The organism is Vibrio sp. E150_011, from assembly GCF_053544015.1.
Map to the genome: position 1 here is coordinate 115,148 of NZ_JBHFOL010000006.1, position 22,267 is coordinate 137,414.

Below are 22,267 nucleotides of genomic sequence, written 5' to 3' on the forward strand. Positions count from 1 at the left end.
AGGCCACCCTTTAAAGGTTTTTGCGAAAACTAACTTTAGCGAGACGCTTTGTACTTTTTAAGGTATTTCACTACCGTCCAAATGAGATATACCGCAACGCCGACAATGATTGCCGAGCGAATGAGAATAGGTGCATCATGCTCAAGTTGGGTAATATGCGGTCCGATACTGGCAAATAATCGACTGGTAAAAAGCAGCCCCATAACTAACATAACAATTTTATTCATGTGTCCTACCAATCAGATGGATGTGTCGCACAGAACAAACTATTGTTCGATCGCTCCATTAATTAAAGCAAACGCCGTCCTGCTCGGATATAAAAGAATGCGCTTCTCAAACGTGGTCGTCAATGCTACATCAATCTAAAACGGGTAAGCTAACATTGCATTTTTGAAAGTAATTCATACCGTTAATACAGAGCTTATTGAGAAGGAGTATCTAAGGAAATCGCAGCTTACACGCGTTGATGTCGTATCGTATAGTCGGATTTTCGACATCTTCTTATTCGGAAAAGTAGTTCGTTCAGTTCTCGTTGGATCTAAGTCGGACAGCGCTCTCTTAGAGCGTCACTCTTTACACTAACCAAATGATGTCGTCAATTTCGTGAAAGCTGGGTTGTCCAAAAGCGATTGTCCCAATTAAATTAACAATCCAGCATTTGTTACTAATAACCCAGCAATTATCTTTTTTCTGTCTATCGCTTCGTTTTTTAATGCGGATCTTTCTCTAATAAGTAAATTTTGCATGATTAACAAAATACATAACCTCATCCGCCAAGAACTATTTTTCCTTATGCGCTGTCATCACATTGCGGTGCAGCGGTTCGATTCATATTCATAAAGGCAATCAGTTCTGAGTCTTATTTTTGTATATAGAAGATGTTTAGTTATTGATACGTAAATTTGAGTAAAGGTTATATTGTTTGTTTGCCGTGATCTTTAAAGTGTAATGAGTTTATTATCCTGAAATTGGAGTTTCCCTTGACTCACCTCAAGCGACAGATAATTATCATTGCTGCATGCAGTCTGGCAAACCTTGTGTATGCGCAAGCCCCACAAATGAATACTACTATCATAGGCTCTGGCTCTCCGGATTATAATCCTGACCGAGTCAGTGCAGGCGTACTAATCACATTAGCTGATACTCAAATTTTGATTGATATGGGTGATGGTGTAAAACGTAATTTAGAGAAGTTGGGGGTTGATGGACGTCAGATAGATGCACTTCTTTTCACCCACCACCATTTGGATCACAATGCCGACTTTTCTTCCGTATTCACTACGGCTTTACTCGGTCGTCACGATTTTCTTGTTGCGGGTCCAAAACAAACTGAAGACTTTGTTGGCGCTAACATTAGTTTGTATGAAGAAGATTTAAATTACCGCCTTGGTAAGACTCAACGTTCTTTAAAAGACAGAATGGAAAGCGTAGCTGTCCGTAAGCTAAAAGGCGGTGATCGTTTTGAAATTAATCAGATAAAAGTCTCGACTCTTTCAGTACCACACACCATCGAATCCATTGCATACCGCTTTGATTATCAAGATCAATCTGTCGTCGTAACGGGAGACTTGAGCTCTGGTCCTGGTGTCGCGCAATTCGCTAAAGATGCCAACTGCTTAATCATTGATTCAGGTGGAATGATCATGAATAACAGTGGTAAGGCTCAACGAAATAAAAAAAACAAATCGGGTCAAAAAAGTAAAACTAAGAAAAAGAATGGTCAACATGCTCATTTAAATATTAAGGAATCTAGTCAAATAGCCAAAGACGCTAAAGTAAGTAAACTTGTTTATACCCATTTTGTGCGTGGCGAAATTAATGAAACTGCAAGTCTTAACGTTATCGAAAAACAATATAAAGGCCAAGTTATCTTTGGTGCTGATTTTATGTCGTTAGATTGTGGCAACACAACAACGGCGCAATAAATACCACTACCCTCTATCCCCTTACTGTTAAGGATATTTATGGTTACTTTCATTCGAACAGTTTTTATCACAGCGGCTTGTTGTACGGTTAGTGCGCCTTTTGCTCAAACGGCACCAATAACACCCTCAGTCGACGTTGCAAGTTATCCCGTCGTCTCGATAGAGACCGGTCAATATCAGAATAACAACGACAATACTATCACCGATAATGTCACTGGTTTAATGTGGCAGCAAGACTATCAAGTCCTGAGTTTTAATGAGGCCACTGAATACGCTAAATCTGCCACTATTGGTGGTTACAACGATTGGCGAGTCCCGACCATTAAAGAGCTGTACTCGCTTATATTGTTCACTGGAGTCGATGCCAGCAATCGAGATATGTCTACCGTACCTAAAGGTGCTAAGCCGTTCATTGATATAGAGGCTTTTGATTTTGCTTATGGCACTAATGGTACACGGGTGATTGATTCACAGTACCTCACAACCTCTATTTATACGGGTAAAGTGATGGGCAAAGACAAAGCACTCTTTGGCGTTAACTTTGCTGATGGACGTATTAAGGGTTACCCACTTGTCCATCCACGTTCCAAACTAGATAACAAATTTACGGTTCGCTTGGTTCGCGGGAATTCCGATTATGGTAAAAACCACTTTCAAGATAACAATGACCAAACCGTCAGTGACTTTGCGACTCAATTGATGTGGGCAAAACAGGACAGCCAAACAGGAATGAATTGGTCAGAGGCGAAAGAGTGGATTGTTCAACTGAATAAGGAGCAGTACTTAGGATATAGCAATTGGCGCTTACCTACGATTAAGGAGCTGCAAACGATCGTCGATTACTCTCGCTCGCCTCAAGCAACGAACTCTGCTGCAATCGATCCTGTATTTTCCATATCTTCGATAAAAGATGAACAAGGGAATTTGAATTACCCTGCATTTTGGAGCAGCACCACGCATCTGCGTGTTGGTCCGAAGTCTCAATCACAAGCCGCTTATTTCTGTTTCGGCGAATGCCTGGGCTTTATGAAGAGACCAAAGTCTGGGACTCGCACCCTACTTGATGTACATGGCGCTGGAGCTCAACGAGCGGAGCCCAAAGAAGGCAATGCAAAAGATTACCCTAATGGTCACGGCCCCCAGGGTGATGTCATTCGCATTGAAAATTATGCTCGTGCAGTTCGAGATCTATCTTAATCAAAGTTAAAAAGATAAAACTTTATCAAGGTGGCTTGTTCAATTACGTGTCAATAGAGCGGTTGCCTGTAAACCGAATGGGGGGTTACAAACAATACAGGCAATCAACTTAAGCGGCTTTTCATTCTGGTCTCTATTCATACATTATAATAACGGGGCGGGCAAACGAGTGTCCAATAGCGATTATCTCCTCAAGTAAGCCAGGATGATTATCCAGCCGTACTTTGGGTAGAATCAATTTTGTCGCTTTCCCCCTTGCCACTCCGGTGGTTATAGCGAGCAATAACGTCAAAACTGGGCTATCTAGGAAGGAAATAACGAGTGCTGCGCCCTGCTCCCGATTTCACCAAGCACCCCTGCTCAACTAGCGCGGTCAGATGACGAGTGGCCGTTGGTTTACTCACCTTAGCAACCTTATGATATTGGGAGGTATTAATACCGTCGATAAAGTCCCCATTCAACATACGATTTAGCACTTTTACTTGTTTTTCCGTCAATATGGTCTGGTCTACATTCCGCCAAAAGTTGGTTTTGAATGCAGTCTGATCAATCTCATTCAGCACACCATCAAACGTTTCGTTTAATATTTCAAAAAACCAAACTAACCAGCCGGTTATATCCACACCCCCTTTCTGAGTTTGCTCAAGGATCTCGTAGTAGCTTTTTCGATTAGCAAGTATCCCTACTGACATTGCGTAGAAGCGCACTGATTTCTGTTCAGCTTGAGCCAAAGCTAAGTCGGTTAGTAAGCGAGTAATACGCCCGTTACCGTCGTCAAGCGGATGCAATGTAACAAACCACAGATGAGTAATGGCTGCTCTTAACAATGGATCCAATGCCATGTTACTTTTAGAGTCATTAAACCAACTGATGAACGCTTCTAATTCTCTATCAAGAATTTCGCGTCCGGGTGCTTCAAAATGAATAACCGGTCTATCAATACGCCCAGAAACCACTTGCATTGGCTCATTACCTCGCAGTTGACCGCCAGTGACTGGGCTAAACATCGTGTAACCTTTTGGAAAGAGCTGTTCATGCCAATGCAATATTCTTTCAAGTGTGAGGGGTGTGTCTAGATTATCAACAGCGTCTACCATGATTTCCGCTAGGCCATCGGTTTGCTCTGTTGTAGGGAAAGGTCTTGCTTCAGACAGACCCAATTTATTTGCCAACGACGAACGTACAGAGAAGGCATTTAACTTCTCACCTTCGATGGCACTGGAATGGACGATATTCGCCAACAATGTATCCAGCATGTTCTCTTCTTCATTTTGAGAGTGGCTGAATATTTTTCCCAATAGAATGCCCTGATTTAAACGGGTCACTCTAAGGGTCGGCTCTATAACGGTTTTATCCCAGATAAAGTTAGGCCAATCAGTCTCCTGCCAGATCCACATAAAGAGTCCTTGATTCGATAATGCACATTATTCAAATCACATTATGATGTGAATAGTGCAAATAATCAAATCACATAATGAGCTGATTAAAGTAATTAATTGCATCACTCTGACTTAAACAAAGTACGACAAGGCCGGAGTAAAAGCTAAACTTTATACTCACACTCAGCGGAAAGGTTGCTTAAATATAACAACCAATGGTTCAGTTACACCCCGAACAATCCGAGCACGTTGAGATTGCTTGTTTCTGCTCACAAGAAACAAAGGTAATATTCTTTTGATTTCGCTTGGCTTGCATCAAAGCAACATCGGCAAAATTGGTCATCATTTTAATGTCTTGCATGCTGCTAAGGTTCGCACACCCTAAGCTTATCGAGACAACTAATTTTTCATCACTGTCTGTATCAAACCGCTTGTCAACCACGCGTGCCCGCAGTCGCTCTGCAAGAAAATAGGCCTCTCGCAAACGTGTATTAGGAAGTAATATTGCAAATTCATCACCGCCATACCGACAACAGTAGTCCTCAATTCGTAGCGCTTCTAACATTAATCGACCAAGCCCTTCTAAAACATAGTCACCCATGCTGTGACCAAATTGATCATTAATTGATTTGAAGTTATCTATATCAAGCATAAGTAACGACAAAGGTTGCTTATGACGTTGGAAGGCGGCATGTTCTCTGATTAGCTGCATCTCAAAGAATCGGCGATTGTATAAGCCCGTTAGTACATCTCGGATCACCATCGTTTCAAGTTCATTGCGCTTCTCAACAGTGTCAGTCACATCAATAGCAATACCAAACACGCCGATGACCTTGCCTTCCCCATCAAGCAAGGGAGACTTCATGACTTGATAAAATCGAGTACGCTCCCCTTTTAAAACACTTTGTTCAATTTTTGATATGGTTTGACCCGCTAAAACACGCTGATCGTTGTAAGCGATATCATTACACTCATCTAGATCAAAAAAGTCGTGATCGCGTTTGCCTAGGATCTGTTCGTTGTTCACACGGAACAACTTACAAATTGCGTCATTAACGAACACATAGCATCCCTCGACATCTTTAATAAAGAAGTAGCTATCGAGTCGATTGAATGCTTGCTTAAAGTCGACCTTATTAATATCGAAAGGATTCAATATCTCACCTATATCGCTGTTTTAAATTAGATTAGTATCCTTATTAAGGTTGTCAATAGCACGACCGACATATGCACATGCATTTATAGTAATAATTAGAAAGCTGCTACAAAACAAATGATTCGTCCTATAAATCCTGCAATATATTGCAACGAAATGACAGTAAACGTGATATTATGCGGAAAATTTTGTTCCCTTAGCGTTTACTATGAGATTCCCCGGACAACGTAAATCAAAGCATTACTTTCCAACAAGTAAAAAGAACTTGTCAGTTAGCCAAGCCCAAGCGGCACCAAAGTACTTTCGTCCCACCATTATTGGTGTGGGCCAAACGATCGTGGATATCGAAGCTCGCGTCGACGATTCGTTTTTAGAGAAATATGAGTTGAGTAAGGGACACTCACTTGTTCTTGAAGAAAGTAAAGCCGATGCCTTATATCAGGAGCTTGTTGAACAAGGGTTAATTACGCACCAATTCCCTGGCGATACCATCGGTAATACGCTACACAACTATTCGGTTCTCGCAGACAGCAAATCCGTTTTGCTTGGCGTAATGTCGAAGAATATCGAAGTTGGTTCATATGGATATCGTTACCTTTGTCGCACATCGTCTAGAATGAACCTCAATCATCTACAGACCGTAGATGGTCCGATTGGTCGCTGCTATACCCTTATCACAGACGATGGTGAACGTACCTTTGCTATTAACGAAGGTGAGATGAATCAGCTACTGCCTGAAAGCATACCAGAGCAGATTTTCGATAAAGCTTCCGCGCTTGTCGTTTCATCTTACCTTATGCGTGGTAAACCAGACGATCCAATGCCTCTAGCCGTCGCACGTGCTGTTGAGTTAGCGAAACAGAAATCAGTGCCTGTTGTCCTGACTCTTGGCACAAAGTGGGTAATCGAAGGCAATGAAAAATTTTGGCAAGACTACATAAAAGATAATGTCACCATTGTGGCGATGAATGAAGAAGAAGGTGAAGCGCTTACTGGTTTCTCCGACCCGCTACTTGCCGCTGACAAAGCGTTAGATTGGGTAGATTTGGTATTATGTACCGCCGGTCCACATGGTTTGTACATGGCAGGATATTGTGACAATGTCGCGCTAAGAGACACAACTCACGAACTCATTGAAGGCCCTATCGAGAACTTTAACCAGTTTGAATTTAGCCGAGCAATGCGTAAGTCAGACTGTACCGACCCACAGAAAGTATATTCGCATATCGGCCCTTACCTTGGTGGTCCGTTAGAGATCAAGAACACCAATGGGGCTGGAGATGGCGCATTATCGGCGTTATTGCATGACATGACGGCGAATGCCTTTCATCATAACAATGTACCAAAATCAGACAAACACATCGTCCCTTGTTTGACGTACTCCTCATTGTCGCAGGTTTGCAAATACGCGAACCGAGTCAGTTACGAGGTGTTGATGCAGCACTCTCCGAGGCTGACTCGCGCACTGCCTGAGCGAGAAGATAGCTTGGAAGAAGCATACTGGGACCGATAACAAAAAGAGGCTAATTAGCCTCTTTTTTTGTTAAAACAAAAGATTAAAACTTAGCTGCTCAATATTAGTACAGCATTCTAAATTTTTATCTTTACAAAGAATTATTACCCAGTATTATCTCGACGCAAACGTTTCCCTCATTAATTTTGTGGCTTTAAAGGACCGTTAATGCTATCCGACATTGAAATTTGCAGAAGTGCTCCACTTTCCCCTATTACCACCATCGCAAAAGATGCAGGCTTGCTTGATCACGAGGTCTTTCCTCAAGGCATGCATAAAGCAAAAGTGTCTTTAAAAGCGATTGAGCGGTTGAAACCAAACCTTGATGGTAAACTGATTGTTGTGACTGCGATTACCCCTACGCCACTCGGTGAAGGGAAAACGGTGACAACTATTGGTCTGGCTCAAGGCTTAAAAAAACTTGGACAGTCTGTATTCTCTTGTATTCGCCAGCCTTCAATGGGGCCGGTATTCGGCGTTAAAGGTGGTGCAGCGGGTGGCGGATACGCACAAGTCGCACCAATGGAAGAACTTAACCTGCACCTTACTGGCGACATACACGCTGTGACTGCGGCACATAATCTTGCTGCGGCAGCCATCGATGCTCGGATTTACCATGAGCAGCGTCAAGGCTACGAAAAGTTCGAGTCCAGAACGGGGCTAACTGCGTTAAAAATTGATATCAAGAACGTCGTTTGGAAGCGTGTCATCGATCATAATGATCGCTCACTTCGAATGGTTACGGTCGGAAAAAATGAAGTCAATAAAACCATCAACGGCATCGAGCGCGACGATGGTTTTGACATCTCGGCTGCGTCAGAATTAATGGCAATATTGGCATTGTCTGAAAACCTAAAAGACCTCCGCGCCCGTATTGGTCGCATTGTTGTCGCTTACAATTTAGATGGCGACCCGGTTACGACTGAAGACCTTCAAGTTGCAGGCGCAATGGCCGTAAGCATGAAAGACGCCGTTGAGCCGACGCTTATGCAAACGTTAGAGGGCGTACCTACGCTTATCCACGCAGGCCCATTCGCGAATATTGCCCATGGCAATTCCTCAATTATCGCGGATAAAATTGCGACCAAGCTGGCAAGTTACACGGTAACGGAAGGTGGGTTTGGTTCAGATATGGGCTTTGAAAAAGCGTGCAATATCAAAGCAGCCGCGACCGACAAAAAGCCGGACTGTGCAGTAATCGTGGCAACGTTACGTGGCTTGAAAGCCAATTCGGGTTTATATGATTTAAAACCTGGAATGCCAATCCCCGACGCTCTATTTGAAAGTGACAACAAAGCCTTACTCGCTGGCTTCGATAATCTAAAATGGCACATTAACAACGTGGCAAAATATGGTGTGCCAGCGGTAGTTGCGATAAACCAATTTCCACAAGATTGCCAACAAGAATTAGACCTACTGACTCATTGGATAAACGAACTTGCTGCAGACTGCCGTGTTTCTGTCAGTCAAGGATTTTCACATGGCGGCGCAGGCACCGTAGAGTTAGCCAAACAAGTGATGTCAGCTTGTGAAACTCACGTCAATTTCAAACCTTTATACTCACCAGAACAAACGATTAAAGAGAAATTGATGGCCGTTTGTGAGGCTGGGTATGGTGCCGCTACGGTTTCGTTGTCATACCAAGCCCAAAAGCAACTTGCCTTATATGAAGCACAAGGATTCAATCGACTGGCCGTCTGTCTTGCCAAAACACCGTTGTCGATTACCACTGATGGCAGTATTAAAGGTGCGCCCTCTGGATTTGAAGTCGTGATTAGAGAGCTTAAACTTTGTGCCGGTGCTGGGTTTATTTATGCATTGTGTGGCAACGTAATGACAATGCCAGGCTTACCTGACAAGCCTGCATTTATGGCTCTCGACCTTGACGATGAAGGCAATATTATCGGTTTGAGTTAATGGTTGGCTTAAGATAGGTACAATAAAAAAGCGACGATTAACGTCGCTTTTTTTATCTCATGTTGTTTAACTATTTGGCCACGATTAACGTCAACTCTACTCGCCGATTACACGCCTTACCAAACGATGTAGCGTTAGTACAAGCTGGTACGTATTCACCGTAACCACGGGTATATATCATCTGACGAGAGACTTGGTTTTGAATCAGCGTATTCTTCACGGTTTCCGCACGTCTATCGGATAAGATATCGTTCTTGGCTGTTATACCCGTACTGTCCGTATGCCCACCGATAACGACATCTATTCCCTGCTGCTTTGACAAAAAGCTGGCCAGTTGGAACAACCATTGCGCAGAATTGTTCGATACGCTCGCTGAGCCGGAGGTAAAATGGATTTGCTCTTTTAGACGAATCATCACGTAATCGCCTGGAACGAGCTCGTAATCTAACCCGTGATTAACTAAATACGTTTCTAATGAATCCCATGCTTGCGTTCGATACTGACCATCCGGTCCACCCACTCTTGCCGCATTTGTGGAAGAGGTATTCATCACAGGGGCATTCGCCCAATCGGGATATTTCACATCATGTTCTGAGCGTGGCGCGGTATCAAGCATTCCAGAAAACATGCTGTCAGTAATCGACGACGTACTACTGCAACCTGTCAGTAAACCCGCCATAATTAAATACGCAATTTTTTTCATCGCTCACTCCACATGCTTGTAACCTCATCCGATAATTTATGTATCGGCCCTCAAAACAGAAACTTTAAGGCTCTAGAATAAAATAATCTTCACATACCTGTTTCAGTTTATTACTAATTGCTTGTCTGAACTAATTACTAGCAGTTACACTCAGTGCATTATTATCAAACCGATGTATTCCAATGATTAAATCTCTCACAAAAATACTCACAGTCCTTTCTTTAGCGGCCGTTATTACTGCTTGCGGCGAATCAGATACCCCTACTGAAGGTAAGCAGTACAGCGTACTTCCTAATGACTTAAGTCAACTCAACCTTCCACAAGTGACAGAAGTTTTTTCGCTAGGCTGTGGCCACTGTCGCAATCTTGAGCCAATGCTACCTGAACTAGAAGAGCTGACTGATTCGAAGTTGGGGAAAATTCACGTCATGTTTAATGACAGTGCTCAGATAGCCGCCATGATTTTTTATAGTGCAGTAATGCAATCAGAAGACCAACGCGTTCCAGAAGATATGAAGTTGGAGTTATTTTCACTTGTACAAAATCAAGATCTCGACGGCCAACAAAAACAAATTGAACTGGATCGAATTTTCGCTTCTCGTACGATGGTAAGCCCTTATGCGTTAGATGAGGCTCAGCAAAAAGAACTATTTGAATATGTTGAGCTCGCCAACAAAGTCTCTACCGAAGCTCAAATTAACGCCGTACCGACATTCATCGTGAATGGTAAATATGAAGTGATGCTTGCAGGTCATGAAGACATCAAGCAAATCGCGGCAACAATTAACTACCTAAAAAACAAATAGTGTTATAACTGACGTTAGACATTACATTTTATTACTGAAATTTATCAAGGAATTACTGTGTCGAAGATACTTATCCCCATTATCGTATTCATCCTCGCGGGTTTTATGATTTACCGTACATGGACAAATAACAAAGCAGGTGAAGTGAACCTCCAGCAAGGGCAAGCTTTTCTGCAAGAAAATGCAATGAAGGAAGGCATACAAACGACTGAAAGTGGCCTTCAATATGAAGTATTGCATAAGGGTGAAGGCACGGTACATCCGTCAGCGAAAGACAAGGTCAAAGTACACTATCATGGCACGTTGATCGATGGCACAGTATTCGACAGTTCGGTCGAACGTGGTACACCAATCAGCTTTGGTCTTAATCAGGTCATTAAGGGTTGGACTGAAGGGCTTCAACTGATGTCTGAAGGCGATAAATATCGCTTGTTCATTCCAAGTAACCTTGCTTATGGCAAAGGTGGTTCGGGTCCTATCCCGCCGGCATCCGTGCTCATCTTTGATGTCGAGTTGATTCAAATTCAATAAGCAATCAGCAATCAGCAATCAGCAATCAGCAATCAGCAATCAAGTGTGTGATAAGGTGACAAGGCAAGGTTTGCCTTGTGGCCCAAAAACAAACTAAAGCATTGATTTAAAATAAAAAAAGCCCATTTTTGGGCTTTTTTTTATTTTAAAACTGAACGGCTAACAATGGCACTGTTCACTCAAAACCAATCTACTCAGCTGACAGGGTGAAATTCAAACCCCTGAGAAGTGACAAGGTAACAATCCATTCCTCCTGCATGCGCCGCTTGCAATCCTAATTGAGTATCCTCAAACACAATACAGTTGTTTGGCTCTGTCGACATGAGCTTGGATGCCAGTAAGAATGTATCTGGATTAGGCTTGTGTTGTTCAACGTCATTGGATGAAACCACATAGTCAAACTCTTCATAAAGGTTCGCATGCCTGAGCAAACGTTCAGCCGTGTCACGCATACTCCCCGTCCCAATAGCCATCGGTTTAATACCCGCGTACTTTTTCATCACCTTTAAGGTGTGCGCTATGGGGTCGGCACTCGTTGGATTGTCATTAAATGTTTTCATTTTAAATGCGGCAATCTCGGTCGGTATGCCTTCAATGTTTGCGGCCTCTAACATAACGGCGGCAATTTTTGCGCTGGGCATTCCACCCATCGAGTGTATCCAAGCCTGGTCAAATGGCAGATTAAAATGAGCAGTCGTCTTTGACCACGCTTCAAGGTGGCTTGGCATCGTGTCAAGTAACGTGCCGTCCATGTCAAATATGATCGCTTGATAATGGTCTAGATCTAGCACTTTGAGTCCTCTGTATTAGGGTAAATGGTGACATTCTACTCCTAGAGTATTGCAACAATGATGTTGCCACTTATTTTTTTACAATAACTTGATCGTATTCAGCAATTTCTTTGACGAACACAGAAGGTGTAGACTGGTAAGTCACCCACACTTTTTTCTTCGCACGACTCAAGGCAACATAAAACAACCGTCTTTCTTCTGCGTGGGGATACGTATCGGTGGTCGCTGTAAGTGCGTTATCAAGATGGATGAATTTTCGCTTTGCTGGAAACTGCCCTTCATCCACGTTCACTATGATGACATAGTCGGCTTCCTTACCTTTACTACCGTGGCACGTCATGAACTCGAGCGTCAATTGCTTAAACTGATTTTTCCAATCCTTGAGTAACTCTGGGCAATGGTAATGATTACGCCCTAACAAGAGAACCGATGCTGGTACTCGCGCTTTCGAATTTAAATCTTCTAGAATTTTTTCAACTCGATTACCGTTCTCAATCACCACGGACTTTTGTTTGACGTTTTTATGGCTCTTCAGGTCTTTTTCAATCTGATTTGGATTGGTCTGAATAAAACGATTCGCAACATCACCCAACATATTGTTGAATCGATAGGTTGTATCTAGTTGATGCACCGACGCATTAGGAAATCGTTCAGAAAATCCAGTGGTCAGATCCACATCAGCACCGGTAAATTGATAGATAGATTGCCAATCGTCACCCACCGCAAATAAAGTAGCGTTATCTTCACTCTTAGGATTTTGCTCACATAACCCTTGAATTAAAGCCAGACGATCTGGAGAGATATCTTGATATTCGTCCACCATAATAAATTTCCATGGCGACGAGTAGTGCTTACTTTCAATAAACTTAGTCGCATTCGTTATCATTGACGTGAAATCAATTTGATCGTTCTCTTTTAGCATTTTTTGCCAAGCTTGATAACACGACCAGCACAGCATGAGTTCACTGTTAAGACGAGCATAATCCTCGTTTTCGACAATTTGTTCTTGAATTGCTTTTTTTGTTAAGCCCGAAGAGACAAGCTGATCTAGCTGCTGTTCCAACCACGCGATCAGTTTTGGGTTCTCAGATTGGCTACCCAGTTCATCATCACCTTTCAAATACGCAATGGGCCAGCGTGAAAGGTGTTTCTGCCACCGCTTATAGTTTGTCGGTGTCATCCAGTGCTTTTTAAGCCAATCAACACACCATGCATTTTTTTGCGCTTTTTCAGTCGCCAATGGCGTCAGCGTCGTCGGCACTTTGTTAGACTGTTTCAGGATCTTTAGTCCGAGCTGATGAAAAGTAAGGACCGATATATCATCCGCAGTTTGTCCAAGTTTAGACACCAAACGTTGTTTCATTTCATTCGCGGCGTCACGGCCAAACGCAACCAACAATATTTGCTCTGGCTGTGCTAAATGACTCTGTAAGAGATAAGAGACTCTCGCCATTAGAACGCTGGTTTTCCCTGAGCCCGCCCCCGCTAAAACAAGGTTATGGTCATTATTGTGTAAGACGGCTAACTGTTGAGAATGATTGAGTGGCGATGATTCCGATTGTGCAAATAACACTTGCCAGTTTTCACATTCATTCTCCAGCCAAGACTGATTACGGGAGTGTAATGTATGGCTTGTTTCATCTAGCCAAGGCATTAGAGCGTCAATTCGATTAGGCATACGCCGAATGGCTTCACTCAAAGACATGTTCATGTCTAGGAATTGGCGATTCACTTCCAACTTCCATTCTGCAATCGAAGAATGAGGTAGAAATCGCGGTAGCGTTGTAAGGCGCCGAAGTTCATCCTCCCATTTTGGCAGATGCTCGTTAAGCAACTGACATTGCGTCTCATGCCAATGCTGGTAACAAGAAACGGCAAATTTAGCGAACTCTTGTGCTTTTACCCATGACAATCCTTGTACAACCCAACACAGTTGTGACTTGTCCGCTTCATGGCCAAACACGGAGATCGACGACCAAAAAACACCACGCTTTACAGTGAGCTTTCCTGACCACTCGCTAAAAGGTATCCTGACTTCTGCCCGTGCTGAGTGTAACGTAAGGCTATGTTCATCGAGTTCGATGGTTCTGAATTCGTGCTGGGTAAAAATCTCAGCGGTTGGTGACGCGGTTAGATGCATTTCGCTCATCAATCTTTAACAAATAAAACTACCAACAGTCTACTCCATCAGTTACTGATTTCCATCTAAGTTTCTGTTAGAAATGTGAAAAAACGACGATAATTCATGTTATTCAAACGGGTAAAACACTCGCTTTGTTCCATAATTTATCCGGATAGTATTTGCTCCAAACAACATTAATTGTAACGTGACGCTTATTTCCTCGAGACAGAGATACACCTGTTCAAGTGGTTTCTGCTAGAATGTTGTTTTGATTCAATATAGCTGCAAATCGTGAGCATTTTTCGCCAACTTCGTCTTCAATGGGCAAATAAAACCTTTAACTACAGCATCCTAATACTCATTACGTTATTAGGCGTTGTCATTCCTGCTTGGTATTTAGACCAGCATACTTGGGTGACACCGCTAATTTTAGGTGTTATCGCCGCTGCACTCGCAGAAAGCGACGACAGTTTTGTCGGGCGCTTGAAAGCCATCACGCTGACTTTCATTTGTTTTGCGATTGCTGCTTTTTCAATAGAGATCTTATTTAATACACCTTGGGCGTTCGCACTCGGTCTGTTTTGCTCGACGTTTCTTTTTATCATGCTTGGCGCGTTAGGCGCTCGCTATGCAAGCATCGCCTTTGGTTCATTATTGATTGCGATCTATACCATGCTGGGCGCGCACGAAAGCACCAATTTATGGTTCCAACCTTTATTGTTGCTTGCAGGGTCAGCATGGTATTACTTAGTCTCGATGGTTTGGAATATTTTCTGGCCAATGCAACCTGTTCAACAAAGCTTATCGAATGTATTTAAAGATTTATCTTTGTATCTTGATGCCAAGCGCGGTTTGTTCCACCCCACTTTTGATTTAGTACCACAACCTTATCGACTTGATGAGGCCAAATTTAATGCTCGAACCGTAAACGCACTGAACGCCTGCAAAGCGACCTTACTAAACCGCTCTCGAAAAGGTCATGTTGATGGGCCAAGTGACCGATTTTTAAAAGTCTACCTAATCGCTCAGGACATTCATGAGCGCGTCAGTTCAAGCCATTCTCGTTACCAAGAGTTATCGGCACAATTTGGGCGTACCGACGTATTATTTCGATTCAAGCATGTTTTAGAGACTCAGGCTCATGCATGTCGAGATATAGCGTTAGCAATCAAGTTAGGTAACGAATACGACCACAACGATCGCTCTATAAAAGCACTGGTCGAACTGCAAGACTCTATCGAATACTTAAACGAGCACAAACAACCTGAACATCTCGCATCACTTGCTCAGCTCAATTACCTCCTAAACAATCTAGCAACGGTCGAAAAACTGTTGAGTAATGTCAGCAACCCCGATAGTGGTATCAGTGATGACACAATTCTAGATGACACAAATCCACATACCTTATCGGCAATGTGGGCAAGAATTAAAGGTAACTTCAATACCGAGTCAATCTTGTTTCGCCACGCTGTACGCCTATCTGTTACGCTTACGCTCGGATACGGCATTATCCAAGTATTTGACATTGAACGTGGCTACTGGATCTTGCTCACCACACTATTTGTCTGCCAACCAAACTACAGCGCGACTCGTAAAAAACTATCCGCTCGTGTTGCCGGTACCTTAGTTGGACTGTTTGTTGGTGTCCCCCTATTAACACTCTTCCCTTCACCCGAAAGTCAGTTATTACTGATCGTCCTTTCTGGCGTTATGTTCTTTGCATTTCGCATTAATAATTATGGCTATGCGACAGGCTTTATTACCGTACTAGTGCTACTTTGCTTTAACCAGTTAGGTGAAGGTTATGCCGTCGTCCTCCCGCGGTTAATGGATACTCTCATTGGCTGCGGACTTGCCGTTGCCGCGGTTCATTTTATTTTACCTGATTGGGAGTCTCGCAAGCTGCATAAAGTGATGGCTGACGCCGTGTATTCCAATCGCCATTATCTAATGCAAATCATTGGGCAATATCGTATCGGGAAGAAAGACGACCTTAACTATCGAATTGCAAGGCGCCGAGCACACAACGCCGATGCGCATTTAACCAACGCAATTTCGAATATGCTCGCAGAGCCTGGGCGTTATCAATTGGCGACCGATGAAAGCTTTCGGTTTTTAACACTAAACCATGCGCTACTCAGTTACACTTCAGCACTAGGTGCCCATCGTCAGCGACTAGAAGATGAGTCGATCCACCTCTTGGTGCTAGAAGCGCACAGAACCATTAATGCGCACCTTGAACAGCTAGAGCATCAATTGGCCACGTATTCAGAGGACTGCGAGTTTTCTACCGTTGAGCAATTTGATATTCATCGTCGATTAACTGAATGGCGAGAAGAAGACGAGCGCTCAGCCCGAATGGTCCTTCAGCAACTTCATTTGATCTACCGGATGCTGCCAGAGCTCCACACTCTAGCCAATACATTTTCAACATTAGAAAATTCTGCGCAAAAAGACGAAAGAAATATCAAAATCACTTAATGCTATGATTTTAAATAATTATTTACAATAACCGTCAGAAAACCCTTGTGAGCCTTGGGTTTTCGACCACTTTTTCTCACCTTTCCTTAAAGATACCCTTACATTTCTCGGACAAGTCTTAATCAATCATTCTATAAATTAGATGCTAAATGATTAATACAAAATACAGATGAACGGACCTCATCCAAACTTGCTCAAGACATTAGTAAAAGGTGATAACATGTCCCATCAACAGTTCGAGAAACTTAGAGAACAGCTTAAGTTACTATCTAATCAACAACTTAAGGCGTTAAAAGGCGAAATTTCAAGTCAGTTAGAGCCAACCGCTCAGTCGCTATTAAATGATGACGAGATGCAAGCACTGTCACAATTATTTAAGTAAGTTAATCTTAAGTAGATTTACGCAGAAGTGTTAGGTTGAAAATTGTATACAAGTATTTCCTTTTAGCACTGAAATTACTTTAAAATCAAACTCTCAGCGACATTACTTAATAAAACTGACTGAATTACGCTTGTATCTGTCCGTGACCTAAGTAGAATTCCCCCAAACTGTTCTACTGCGACTGAAATGCCCAAAATTAATCTACACAAACGAGATTATCTCGATAACATTACACAAGACGCTGCTCTTTCCGAGTTACAAGACAAACTCGCACCAAAGACGCACTCCCCCAGCCAACGTGTCAATCGTAGCCCCAACCTGACTCAACGACATGTGGATTATCGCTGGAAACAACTCGATAATGACGAGGCCAAGCAACAGCTACTCGATCCTCACACCATGAGTCAAATGCTCTCGTACAATAAAAATATTGAGTTTTTTATTGGAACGCTAAAGATGCCAATTGGCACTGCCGGACCACTCAGAGTCAACGGTTTGTTCGCGAATGGCGATTATCAGGTACCACTCGCGACGACAGAAGCCGCATTGGTCGCATCGTATAACCGCGGAGCGAACCTCATTACGGCAAGCGGTGGCGCTAGTGCTATGTTACTCAATGAAGGCGTGACTCGAACACCAGGCTTTGCATTTCAATCGCTTATTGAAGCAGGACAGTTTGTTGCATGGGTCGTAACGCAATTTGATGATTTCAAAATACTCGCAGAATCCACTACCTCGCACGGCAAACTGATTGATATTAACGTCAATATCGAAGGTAATCATGTTTACCTGGTCTTTGAATACTTAACTGGCGACGCATCAGGACAGAACATGGTCACAATTGCGACCAATTGTGTGTTTGAATTTATCTTAGCGCATTCACCAATCCAACCTGAATATGCATTCTTAGATGCAAACCTTTCTGGTGACAAAAAAGCGAATTCACAAACGTTAAGAAGTGTACGAGGTAAAAAGGTAACGGCAGAGGTCACAATAGCGGCAGAGCTCATTGAAAAGTACCTGCATACAACACCTAAGAAAATGTCAGAATTTGCACAAATGACCACTGTCGGTGGAGCATTGAGCGGCACCATTGGCATCAATGCCCATTATGCGAATGCACTTGCTGCACTTTATATTGCGTGTGGTCAAGATGCTGCGTGTGTCGCAGAGTCAGCTATAGGTATGACACGCATGGAACTAACCGCCAATGGTGATCTTTATGCCAGTGTTACGATGCCTAATATCATGGTTGGAACCGTGGGTGGAGGAACAGGTTTGCCGAGTCAGCGCGCATGTTTAGAGCTTCTTGGGCTACATGGTTCAGGAAAATCTCAAGCATTTGCAGAAGTGACAGCGGTACTATGTTTAGCAGGTGAACTTTCTATTGTTGGTGCGTTCTGTGCCGGCCATTTTTCTCAAGCTCACCATAAGCTGGCGCGGTAAACGTACTCTTTTTTGGATATATAACCGAGACTAGCAACAAGCGCCACCTAGTAATCGACGAGCGCCCCTGCCATAAACGAATTAAGGGTGAGGTAAAGTAACCTCACCCTTCACAATACTTTATTCTCTTTGCTATTTTTAAACTAACTACGAACCTATCTACCTGCAGCGTTCCGAATCATTCTTTCATGATTTGTAGTGATATTGTCTGAAATGCTTAAGTGCAAGATTTAATGACTTCTCTTTAATCGGTTTTACAATAACGTAATCAGCGCCTGCTTGTAAAAATGCGTCCCTAGTCGTTTCTAGGTTGTCGGCTGTGCACGCGTAAATAGGCGTATCTATTTCGCTATTCTTTTTTACCTCTCGCGTAATCTCAATCCCTGAAATGGATGGCAGTTGGTTATCCATCAATATCAGGTCAAAGGACATACTATTTAACAGTTCGAACGCTTCGTGTCCTTCCCTCGCCCACATCACATTCATCCCGTACTTCTCGCAAAATGCTTTAGCGATAAAAGCGTTAGTATGATTATCTTCCACCAACAAAATACTAAGCGAACGGTCAAATAAATGATAATCGAGTTCGGGTTCAGCCAACGGCGTTTTGATACTTGATTCAATGACGAATTCAATTGGGATCTCGATTGTGAACCGAGTCCCTCCACCTAACTTACTTTCCAGTAAAACGTCGCCATCGAGTAAGTGCACTAAATGCTTGACAATAGCAAGGCCTAAACCGCTCCCCCCATACTCACGAGTTGAGGTTGCTTCAGATTGAACAAAGGGATCAAAAATCAGAGACATTTGGTCAGCAGAAATTCCAATTCCCGTATCTTCGACAATAATGCGCAATGTGTCCAACTCATGAGCATTGGTTTTACCTAAAATAAATGATGCCTGCACTGAACCTTGATGTGTGAATTTAATCGCATTACTAACCAAGTTAAATAAGATTTGATTCAGTCTCACTTGGTCTGAATTAAGCATCGTATTTAAAGGCAATTGATCATCAATAACAAAATCCACACCTTTACTTTTGCATAATGGTCCATAAATACCATTTAATGCACTCGTAATCTCGCTAAACTTAAATATATGCTTCTCTATATTAAAGCTGCCATTTTCTATTTTCGAAAAATCAAGAATATCATTTAGAACTGCAAGTAAGTGCTCTCCACTTTGGCAAAGGACTTTAATTTGTTCTTGATAATTTACATCAGCACTGCCTTGTTTAAGAAGCTGTGAGATCCCTAATATGCCGTTTAGAGGCGTGCGTATTTCATGGCTCATCTTGGCTAAGAAATCGGTTCTTGCTTTGGCGGCTGATTCTGCTTCTTTTCTTGCTTTTTTACTTTGTCGCTCAGCATCAATTAAAACCGTAATATCCAGTCCTTGTGCAAGAACAAATGTTTTATTACCTTGAGGCTGAATGGCTGAGAGATTCCAACGAAATACTTTATTTCCGATAGGTACATTGATCCCGGTTAGCGTTGCGCCTAGGTTAGCCTTCTGAACATGGACTTTCATTTGTTCAACAAACTCTGTATAAGGCTTGGTGTCGGCGCCTTCAATTTCATTAGTTAACCCCAGTACTTTCCTACCTGCAGGGTTAATCTGGGTAATGGTTGCTGTATCGGACCAAACGATAATCGGTGATAACGAAAAATTGAATAAGTCCTGGAACAATTTTTTCTGTTCCGACAACCTTTCAAATGTATCGTTCAAGGTCATACCTATATGGTGGAACTCATAGATCGGTGACCCTGAAAAATTAAATAAGTCGCCCTCATTGCTGGAAATTTTAGTGTAAGACATGAGGTTTTCAAGCTCGATGCTCACCTTCCTGTTTAACCACCTTCGTGTCACGAATGATACTGATATAATGATGACTAGCGATAAAGCAATCCCGATCAGATAATTGTTTCTTAAAACATCGCCCCTAGCATTACGCTGAATTGAATATATTTTAAGTGTGTGTTGATTGAGCCCAACCGCCAAATGAGTTTCTGATATTAATAGTGGACCTAAATCCCGTTTACCATTTTTTATCATAGTCAATATTGAATGGTGCGTATAATTATCATCATCTGATATAGTTGAAGCTACAAAATGCTCATCAAACATTAATAATACATCGTCACTATTACTGCCACTCATTAAGCTAGACAATAACCCAGCGTTATCATTTAATACAATGCCCGCCAGTAAATAACCTAAAACTTCTCCTGATTCGCTATGGATAATGGGAGTCCTACGGACCAAAATAAATAACTCCCCCAATTGAGAGTCCACTCTAACCACATTCCAATTACTATGAGCACCGATTTGCTGCAAAACATCAATAAGGCTATGATCTTCTAAACCGTAAAATAGTGCATTACCATCATCCCAAATGATGTCGGTAAGATGAGTAATAAAACGAAAGTCTGGGGAGTGTATCGGCTCCAAATTATCTTCGCGTAAGAAATAATAATCAAGAGACCGAGTATCATAGTTTTCAAAATACTGCTCAACCGTATCACTCTTTGCATTACTATCTTGTAATATTTTGAGTGACGCTAACCGGTAGTCAAAATAGTTGACCATTAAACTGCTTGTCTGACGGGACGTACGCTGTGTTTCTTCTTTTACGAGATCTCGGCTTAAATGCCAGCTTTGCAACAGCATTCCAATAGTGAAAACACCTACCACCCAGACAACTATCCGGGTGATAAGTGTAACCAGCGTTTTACGACTATTAAAATGAGTCAACGGCATAATTATTTATCGGAATAACGAAAGGCTTGTGCTTTCAGCGTTTCAATTTTCTGCTCTGAATCTAAGCTTGTGACCAGCTCGAAATCACCAGAATATACCGTTGGAACCGGTTTGTTTTCCAGATCCCTCTTGATCGCTTCTGCCATTGCTATACCTGTATCGTCATTCATGCGCATAACAGTAACATCAAGGTCGCCTTTTCTAATTGCATCTAGCTCGGCGGATCCCCCACCCCAACCATTTATGATGACATCATTTCGATCCAATTCTTTGATGGCCTCAACCGCACCTAGAGCAATATCTGTCGCACAAGCATAAATAAAATCTATTTCAGGATGCGCCTTCAACATATCTTTTGCCGCTTGGTAACCGCTCAACTTATCTGCTTTTGTATAATAAGACGAAGCGAGTCGATAACGGTTTTCCTTGGACATATCTTCAATAAAGGTTCCACCACGTGCATCACTCACATAACCTTCAGAGAAATATAAAACGGAATATGAGCTGTTTCCCGTCACGGTTTCCTTAAAGTAATCCGCTAATACGTGACTACCTTTAACGTGATCAAATCCAACGTACATGAAGGGTTGATTATCAGCCCACGCTTTTACTGGGGTGGTTATATTCTGAAGAATTAGCTTTGTGTCTGTCGAATTCAGTACATGTTCGATAAACTTTCGATGACGAGTCGTATCTAACGTGAAGATTAAATACCCTGTTTTATTTTTAATTGCCTCCATTAACGAAACACTTTGTTGTCGGAGGTCAACATTAGGGCGAGTGAAGACTTGATTAATCTCATAATCAATCCCCAGTTCATCCATTCTCGATTCAAAAGCTTTAATATTCCGAATCCAGTAATCCGAAACCTGTTGACCAGGGTAGACAACCGATATTGTAACGGGATCTTCTTGTTTCACCGACAAACGAACTGCCGAAGCTCTCACGCTTTTCGTTAACTCATCGGTTAATTCATTTTGGGTTGGGAACTCATTAAGGTATTCATGATACTCCCAATATCCAGGAAGTGAATCCCCTGCCAGCACAGGCGCTGACAACGAAATGAGCAATGCTTTAGTTAATATTGAAAACGTCTTTTTCATTAGTAATTATCGTTTTGGCGTTTTAATTAATTGTATACAACATAACGTATTTCAG

General features: G+C 42.4%; 17 protein-coding genes. 9 read left to right on the forward strand and 8 right to left on the reverse strand.

The features are described 5' to 3' along the window. Positions 1–35: 35 nt before the first annotated feature. Complete coding sequence (locus ACE1OE_RS11765; protein WP_102468532.1) at positions 36–227, reverse strand: hypothetical protein; 192 nt, start codon at positions 225–227, stop codon at positions 36–38. 831 nt (positions 228–1,058) lie between these two features. Between ACE1OE_RS11765 and ACE1OE_RS11770 the strand changes: the two genes are divergently transcribed. Beyond that, complete coding sequence (locus ACE1OE_RS11770) at positions 1,059–1,925, forward strand: MBL fold metallo-hydrolase (protein ID WP_449211172.1); 867 nt, start codon at positions 1,059–1,061, stop codon at positions 1,923–1,925. Positions 1,926–1,964: 39 nt separating this feature from the next. Next, positions 1,965–3,122, forward strand: a complete 1,158-nt coding sequence (locus ACE1OE_RS11775; RefSeq protein WP_449211173.1) for an Lcl C-terminal domain-containing protein — start codon at positions 1,965–1,967, stop codon at positions 3,120–3,122. Between the two features lie 299 nt (positions 3,123–3,421). Here the strand turns inward: ACE1OE_RS11775 and ACE1OE_RS11780 are convergent, their stop codons facing one another. Next, positions 3,422–4,519: a Fic family protein gene (locus tag ACE1OE_RS11780; protein WP_449211174.1), complete on the reverse strand. Its 1,098-nt coding sequence runs from the start codon at positions 4,517–4,519 to the stop codon at positions 3,422–3,424. Between the two features lie 202 nt (positions 4,520–4,721). Then, positions 4,722–5,657 (reverse strand): sensor domain-containing diguanylate cyclase, encoded by a 936-nt coding sequence (locus ACE1OE_RS11785; RefSeq protein ID WP_449211175.1) that lies wholly within the window; start codon positions 5,655–5,657, stop codon positions 4,722–4,724. Positions 5,658–5,865: 208 nt separating this feature from the next. Here ACE1OE_RS11785 and ACE1OE_RS11790 point away from each other — a divergent pair, with 208 nt between their 5' ends. Beyond that, entirely contained in the window at positions 5,866–7,170 is a 1,305-nt protein-coding gene (locus tag ACE1OE_RS11790) for an inosine/guanosine kinase (protein WP_372059669.1), read from the forward strand. 168 nt (positions 7,171–7,338) lie between these two features. Then, positions 7,339–9,087, forward strand: coding sequence for a formate--tetrahydrofolate ligase (locus ACE1OE_RS11795; RefSeq protein WP_449211176.1), 1,749 nt, complete (start codon positions 7,339–7,341; stop codon positions 9,085–9,087). 70 nt (positions 9,088–9,157) lie between these two features. On the opposite strand, the gene ACE1OE_RS11800 is transcribed toward ACE1OE_RS11795, so the two are convergent. Beyond that, positions 9,158–9,790 carry an OmpA family protein gene (locus tag ACE1OE_RS11800; RefSeq protein WP_449211177.1) on the reverse strand — a complete coding sequence of 211 codons (633 nt, stop codon included), beginning with the start codon at positions 9,788–9,790 and terminating at the stop codon, positions 9,158–9,160. 182 nt (positions 9,791–9,972) lie between these two features. On the opposite strand from ACE1OE_RS11800, the gene ACE1OE_RS11805 reads away from it, so the two are divergent. Both ACE1OE_RS11805 and ACE1OE_RS11810 read left to right on the forward strand, forming a co-directional pair. Beyond that, positions 9,973–10,596 (forward strand): thiol:disulfide interchange protein DsbA/DsbL, encoded by a 624-nt coding sequence (locus tag ACE1OE_RS11805; RefSeq protein WP_449211178.1) that lies wholly within the window; start codon positions 9,973–9,975, stop codon positions 10,594–10,596. A 57-nt stretch (positions 10,597–10,653) separates the two neighbouring features. Beyond that, positions 10,654–11,127: an FKBP-type peptidyl-prolyl cis-trans isomerase gene (locus ACE1OE_RS11810; RefSeq protein ID WP_102468523.1), complete on the forward strand. Its 474-nt coding sequence runs from the start codon at positions 10,654–10,656 to the stop codon at positions 11,125–11,127. Between the two features lie 194 nt (positions 11,128–11,321). On the opposite strand, the gene ACE1OE_RS11815 is transcribed toward ACE1OE_RS11810, so the two are convergent. Further along, the gene (locus tag ACE1OE_RS11815) at positions 11,322–11,918 is read right to left on the reverse strand and encodes a beta-phosphoglucomutase family hydrolase (protein ID WP_449211179.1); all 597 of its coding nucleotides are present in this window, start codon (positions 11,916–11,918) and stop codon (positions 11,322–11,324) included. A gap of 70 nt (positions 11,919–11,988) precedes the next feature. Then, positions 11,989–14,058: a DNA helicase IV gene (gene helD / locus ACE1OE_RS11820; protein WP_449211180.1), complete on the reverse strand. Its 2,070-nt coding sequence runs from the start codon at positions 14,056–14,058 to the stop codon at positions 11,989–11,991. Between the two features lie 273 nt (positions 14,059–14,331). Between helD and yccS the strand changes: the two genes are divergently transcribed. The 3 genes from yccS (at position 14,332) to ACE1OE_RS11835 (ending at position 18,349) form a co-directional block, all read left to right on the forward strand. Beyond that, the gene (gene yccS / locus ACE1OE_RS11825) at positions 14,332–16,521 is read left to right on the forward strand and encodes a YccS family putative transporter (protein ID WP_372059674.1); all 2,190 of its coding nucleotides are present in this window, start codon (positions 14,332–14,334) and stop codon (positions 16,519–16,521) included. A 220-nt stretch (positions 16,522–16,741) separates the two neighbouring features. After that, positions 16,742–16,903, forward strand: coding sequence for a hypothetical protein (locus ACE1OE_RS11830; protein WP_198593060.1), 162 nt, complete (start codon positions 16,742–16,744; stop codon positions 16,901–16,903). Positions 16,904–17,089: 186 nt separating this feature from the next. Beyond that, positions 17,090–18,349, forward strand: a complete 1,260-nt coding sequence (locus ACE1OE_RS11835; protein WP_102468520.1) for a hydroxymethylglutaryl-CoA reductase — start codon at positions 17,090–17,092, stop codon at positions 18,347–18,349. Between the two features lie 186 nt (positions 18,350–18,535). Here the strand turns inward: ACE1OE_RS11835 and ACE1OE_RS11840 are convergent, their stop codons facing one another. After that, positions 18,536–21,019 carry a LuxQ periplasmic sensor domain-containing protein gene (locus ACE1OE_RS11840; RefSeq protein WP_449211181.1) on the reverse strand — a complete coding sequence of 828 codons (2,484 nt, stop codon included), beginning with the start codon at positions 21,017–21,019 and terminating at the stop codon, positions 18,536–18,538. A 92-nt stretch (positions 21,020–21,111) separates the two neighbouring features. Then, positions 21,112–22,212: an autoinducer 2-binding periplasmic protein LuxP gene (locus ACE1OE_RS11845; protein WP_449211182.1), complete on the reverse strand. Its 1,101-nt coding sequence runs from the start codon at positions 22,210–22,212 to the stop codon at positions 21,112–21,114. Between the last annotated feature and the right edge of the window lie 55 nt (positions 22,213–22,267).

What these genes read in the sequence shown, in the direction of transcription:
- ACE1OE_RS11770 (WP_449211172.1), top strand. Translation starts at nt 1,059, where the DNA reads ATGAATACTACTATCATAGGCTCTGGCTCTCCGGATTATAATCCTGAC.
- ACE1OE_RS11790 (WP_372059669.1), top strand. Translation starts at nt 5,866, where the DNA reads ATGAGATTCCCCGGACAACGTAAATCAAAGCATTACTTTCCAACAAGT.
- ACE1OE_RS11780 (WP_449211174.1), bottom strand. Translation starts at nt 4,519, where the DNA reads ATGTGGATCTGGCAGGAGACTGATTGGCCTAACTTTATCTGGGATAAA.
- ACE1OE_RS11765 (WP_102468532.1), bottom strand. Translation starts at nt 227, where the DNA reads ATGAATAAAATTGTTATGTTAGTTATGGGGCTGCTTTTTACCAGTCGA.
- ACE1OE_RS11805 (WP_449211178.1), top strand. Translation starts at nt 9,973, where the DNA reads ATGATTAAATCTCTCACAAAAATACTCACAGTCCTTTCTTTAGCGGCC.
- ACE1OE_RS11840 (WP_449211181.1), bottom strand. Translation starts at nt 21,019, where the DNA reads ATGCTGTTGCAAAGCTGGCATTTAAGCCGAGATCTCGTAAAAGAAGAA.
- ACE1OE_RS11845 (WP_449211182.1), bottom strand. Translation starts at nt 22,212, where the DNA reads ATGAAAAAGACGTTTTCAATATTAACTAAAGCATTGCTCATTTCGTTG.
- ACE1OE_RS11800 (WP_449211177.1), bottom strand. Translation starts at nt 9,790, where the DNA reads ATGAAAAAAATTGCGTATTTAATTATGGCGGGTTTACTGACAGGTTGC.
- ACE1OE_RS11835 (WP_102468520.1), top strand. Translation starts at nt 17,090, where the DNA reads ATGCCCAAAATTAATCTACACAAACGAGATTATCTCGATAACATTACA.
- ACE1OE_RS11830 (WP_198593060.1), top strand. Translation starts at nt 16,742, where the DNA reads ATGTCCCATCAACAGTTCGAGAAACTTAGAGAACAGCTTAAGTTACTA.
- ACE1OE_RS11795 (WP_449211176.1), top strand. Translation starts at nt 7,339, where the DNA reads ATGCTATCCGACATTGAAATTTGCAGAAGTGCTCCACTTTCCCCTATT.
- helD (WP_449211180.1), bottom strand. Translation starts at nt 14,058, where the DNA reads ATGCATCTAACCGCGTCACCAACCGCTGAGATTTTTACCCAGCACGAA.
- ACE1OE_RS11775 (WP_449211173.1), top strand. Translation starts at nt 1,965, where the DNA reads ATGGTTACTTTCATTCGAACAGTTTTTATCACAGCGGCTTGTTGTACG.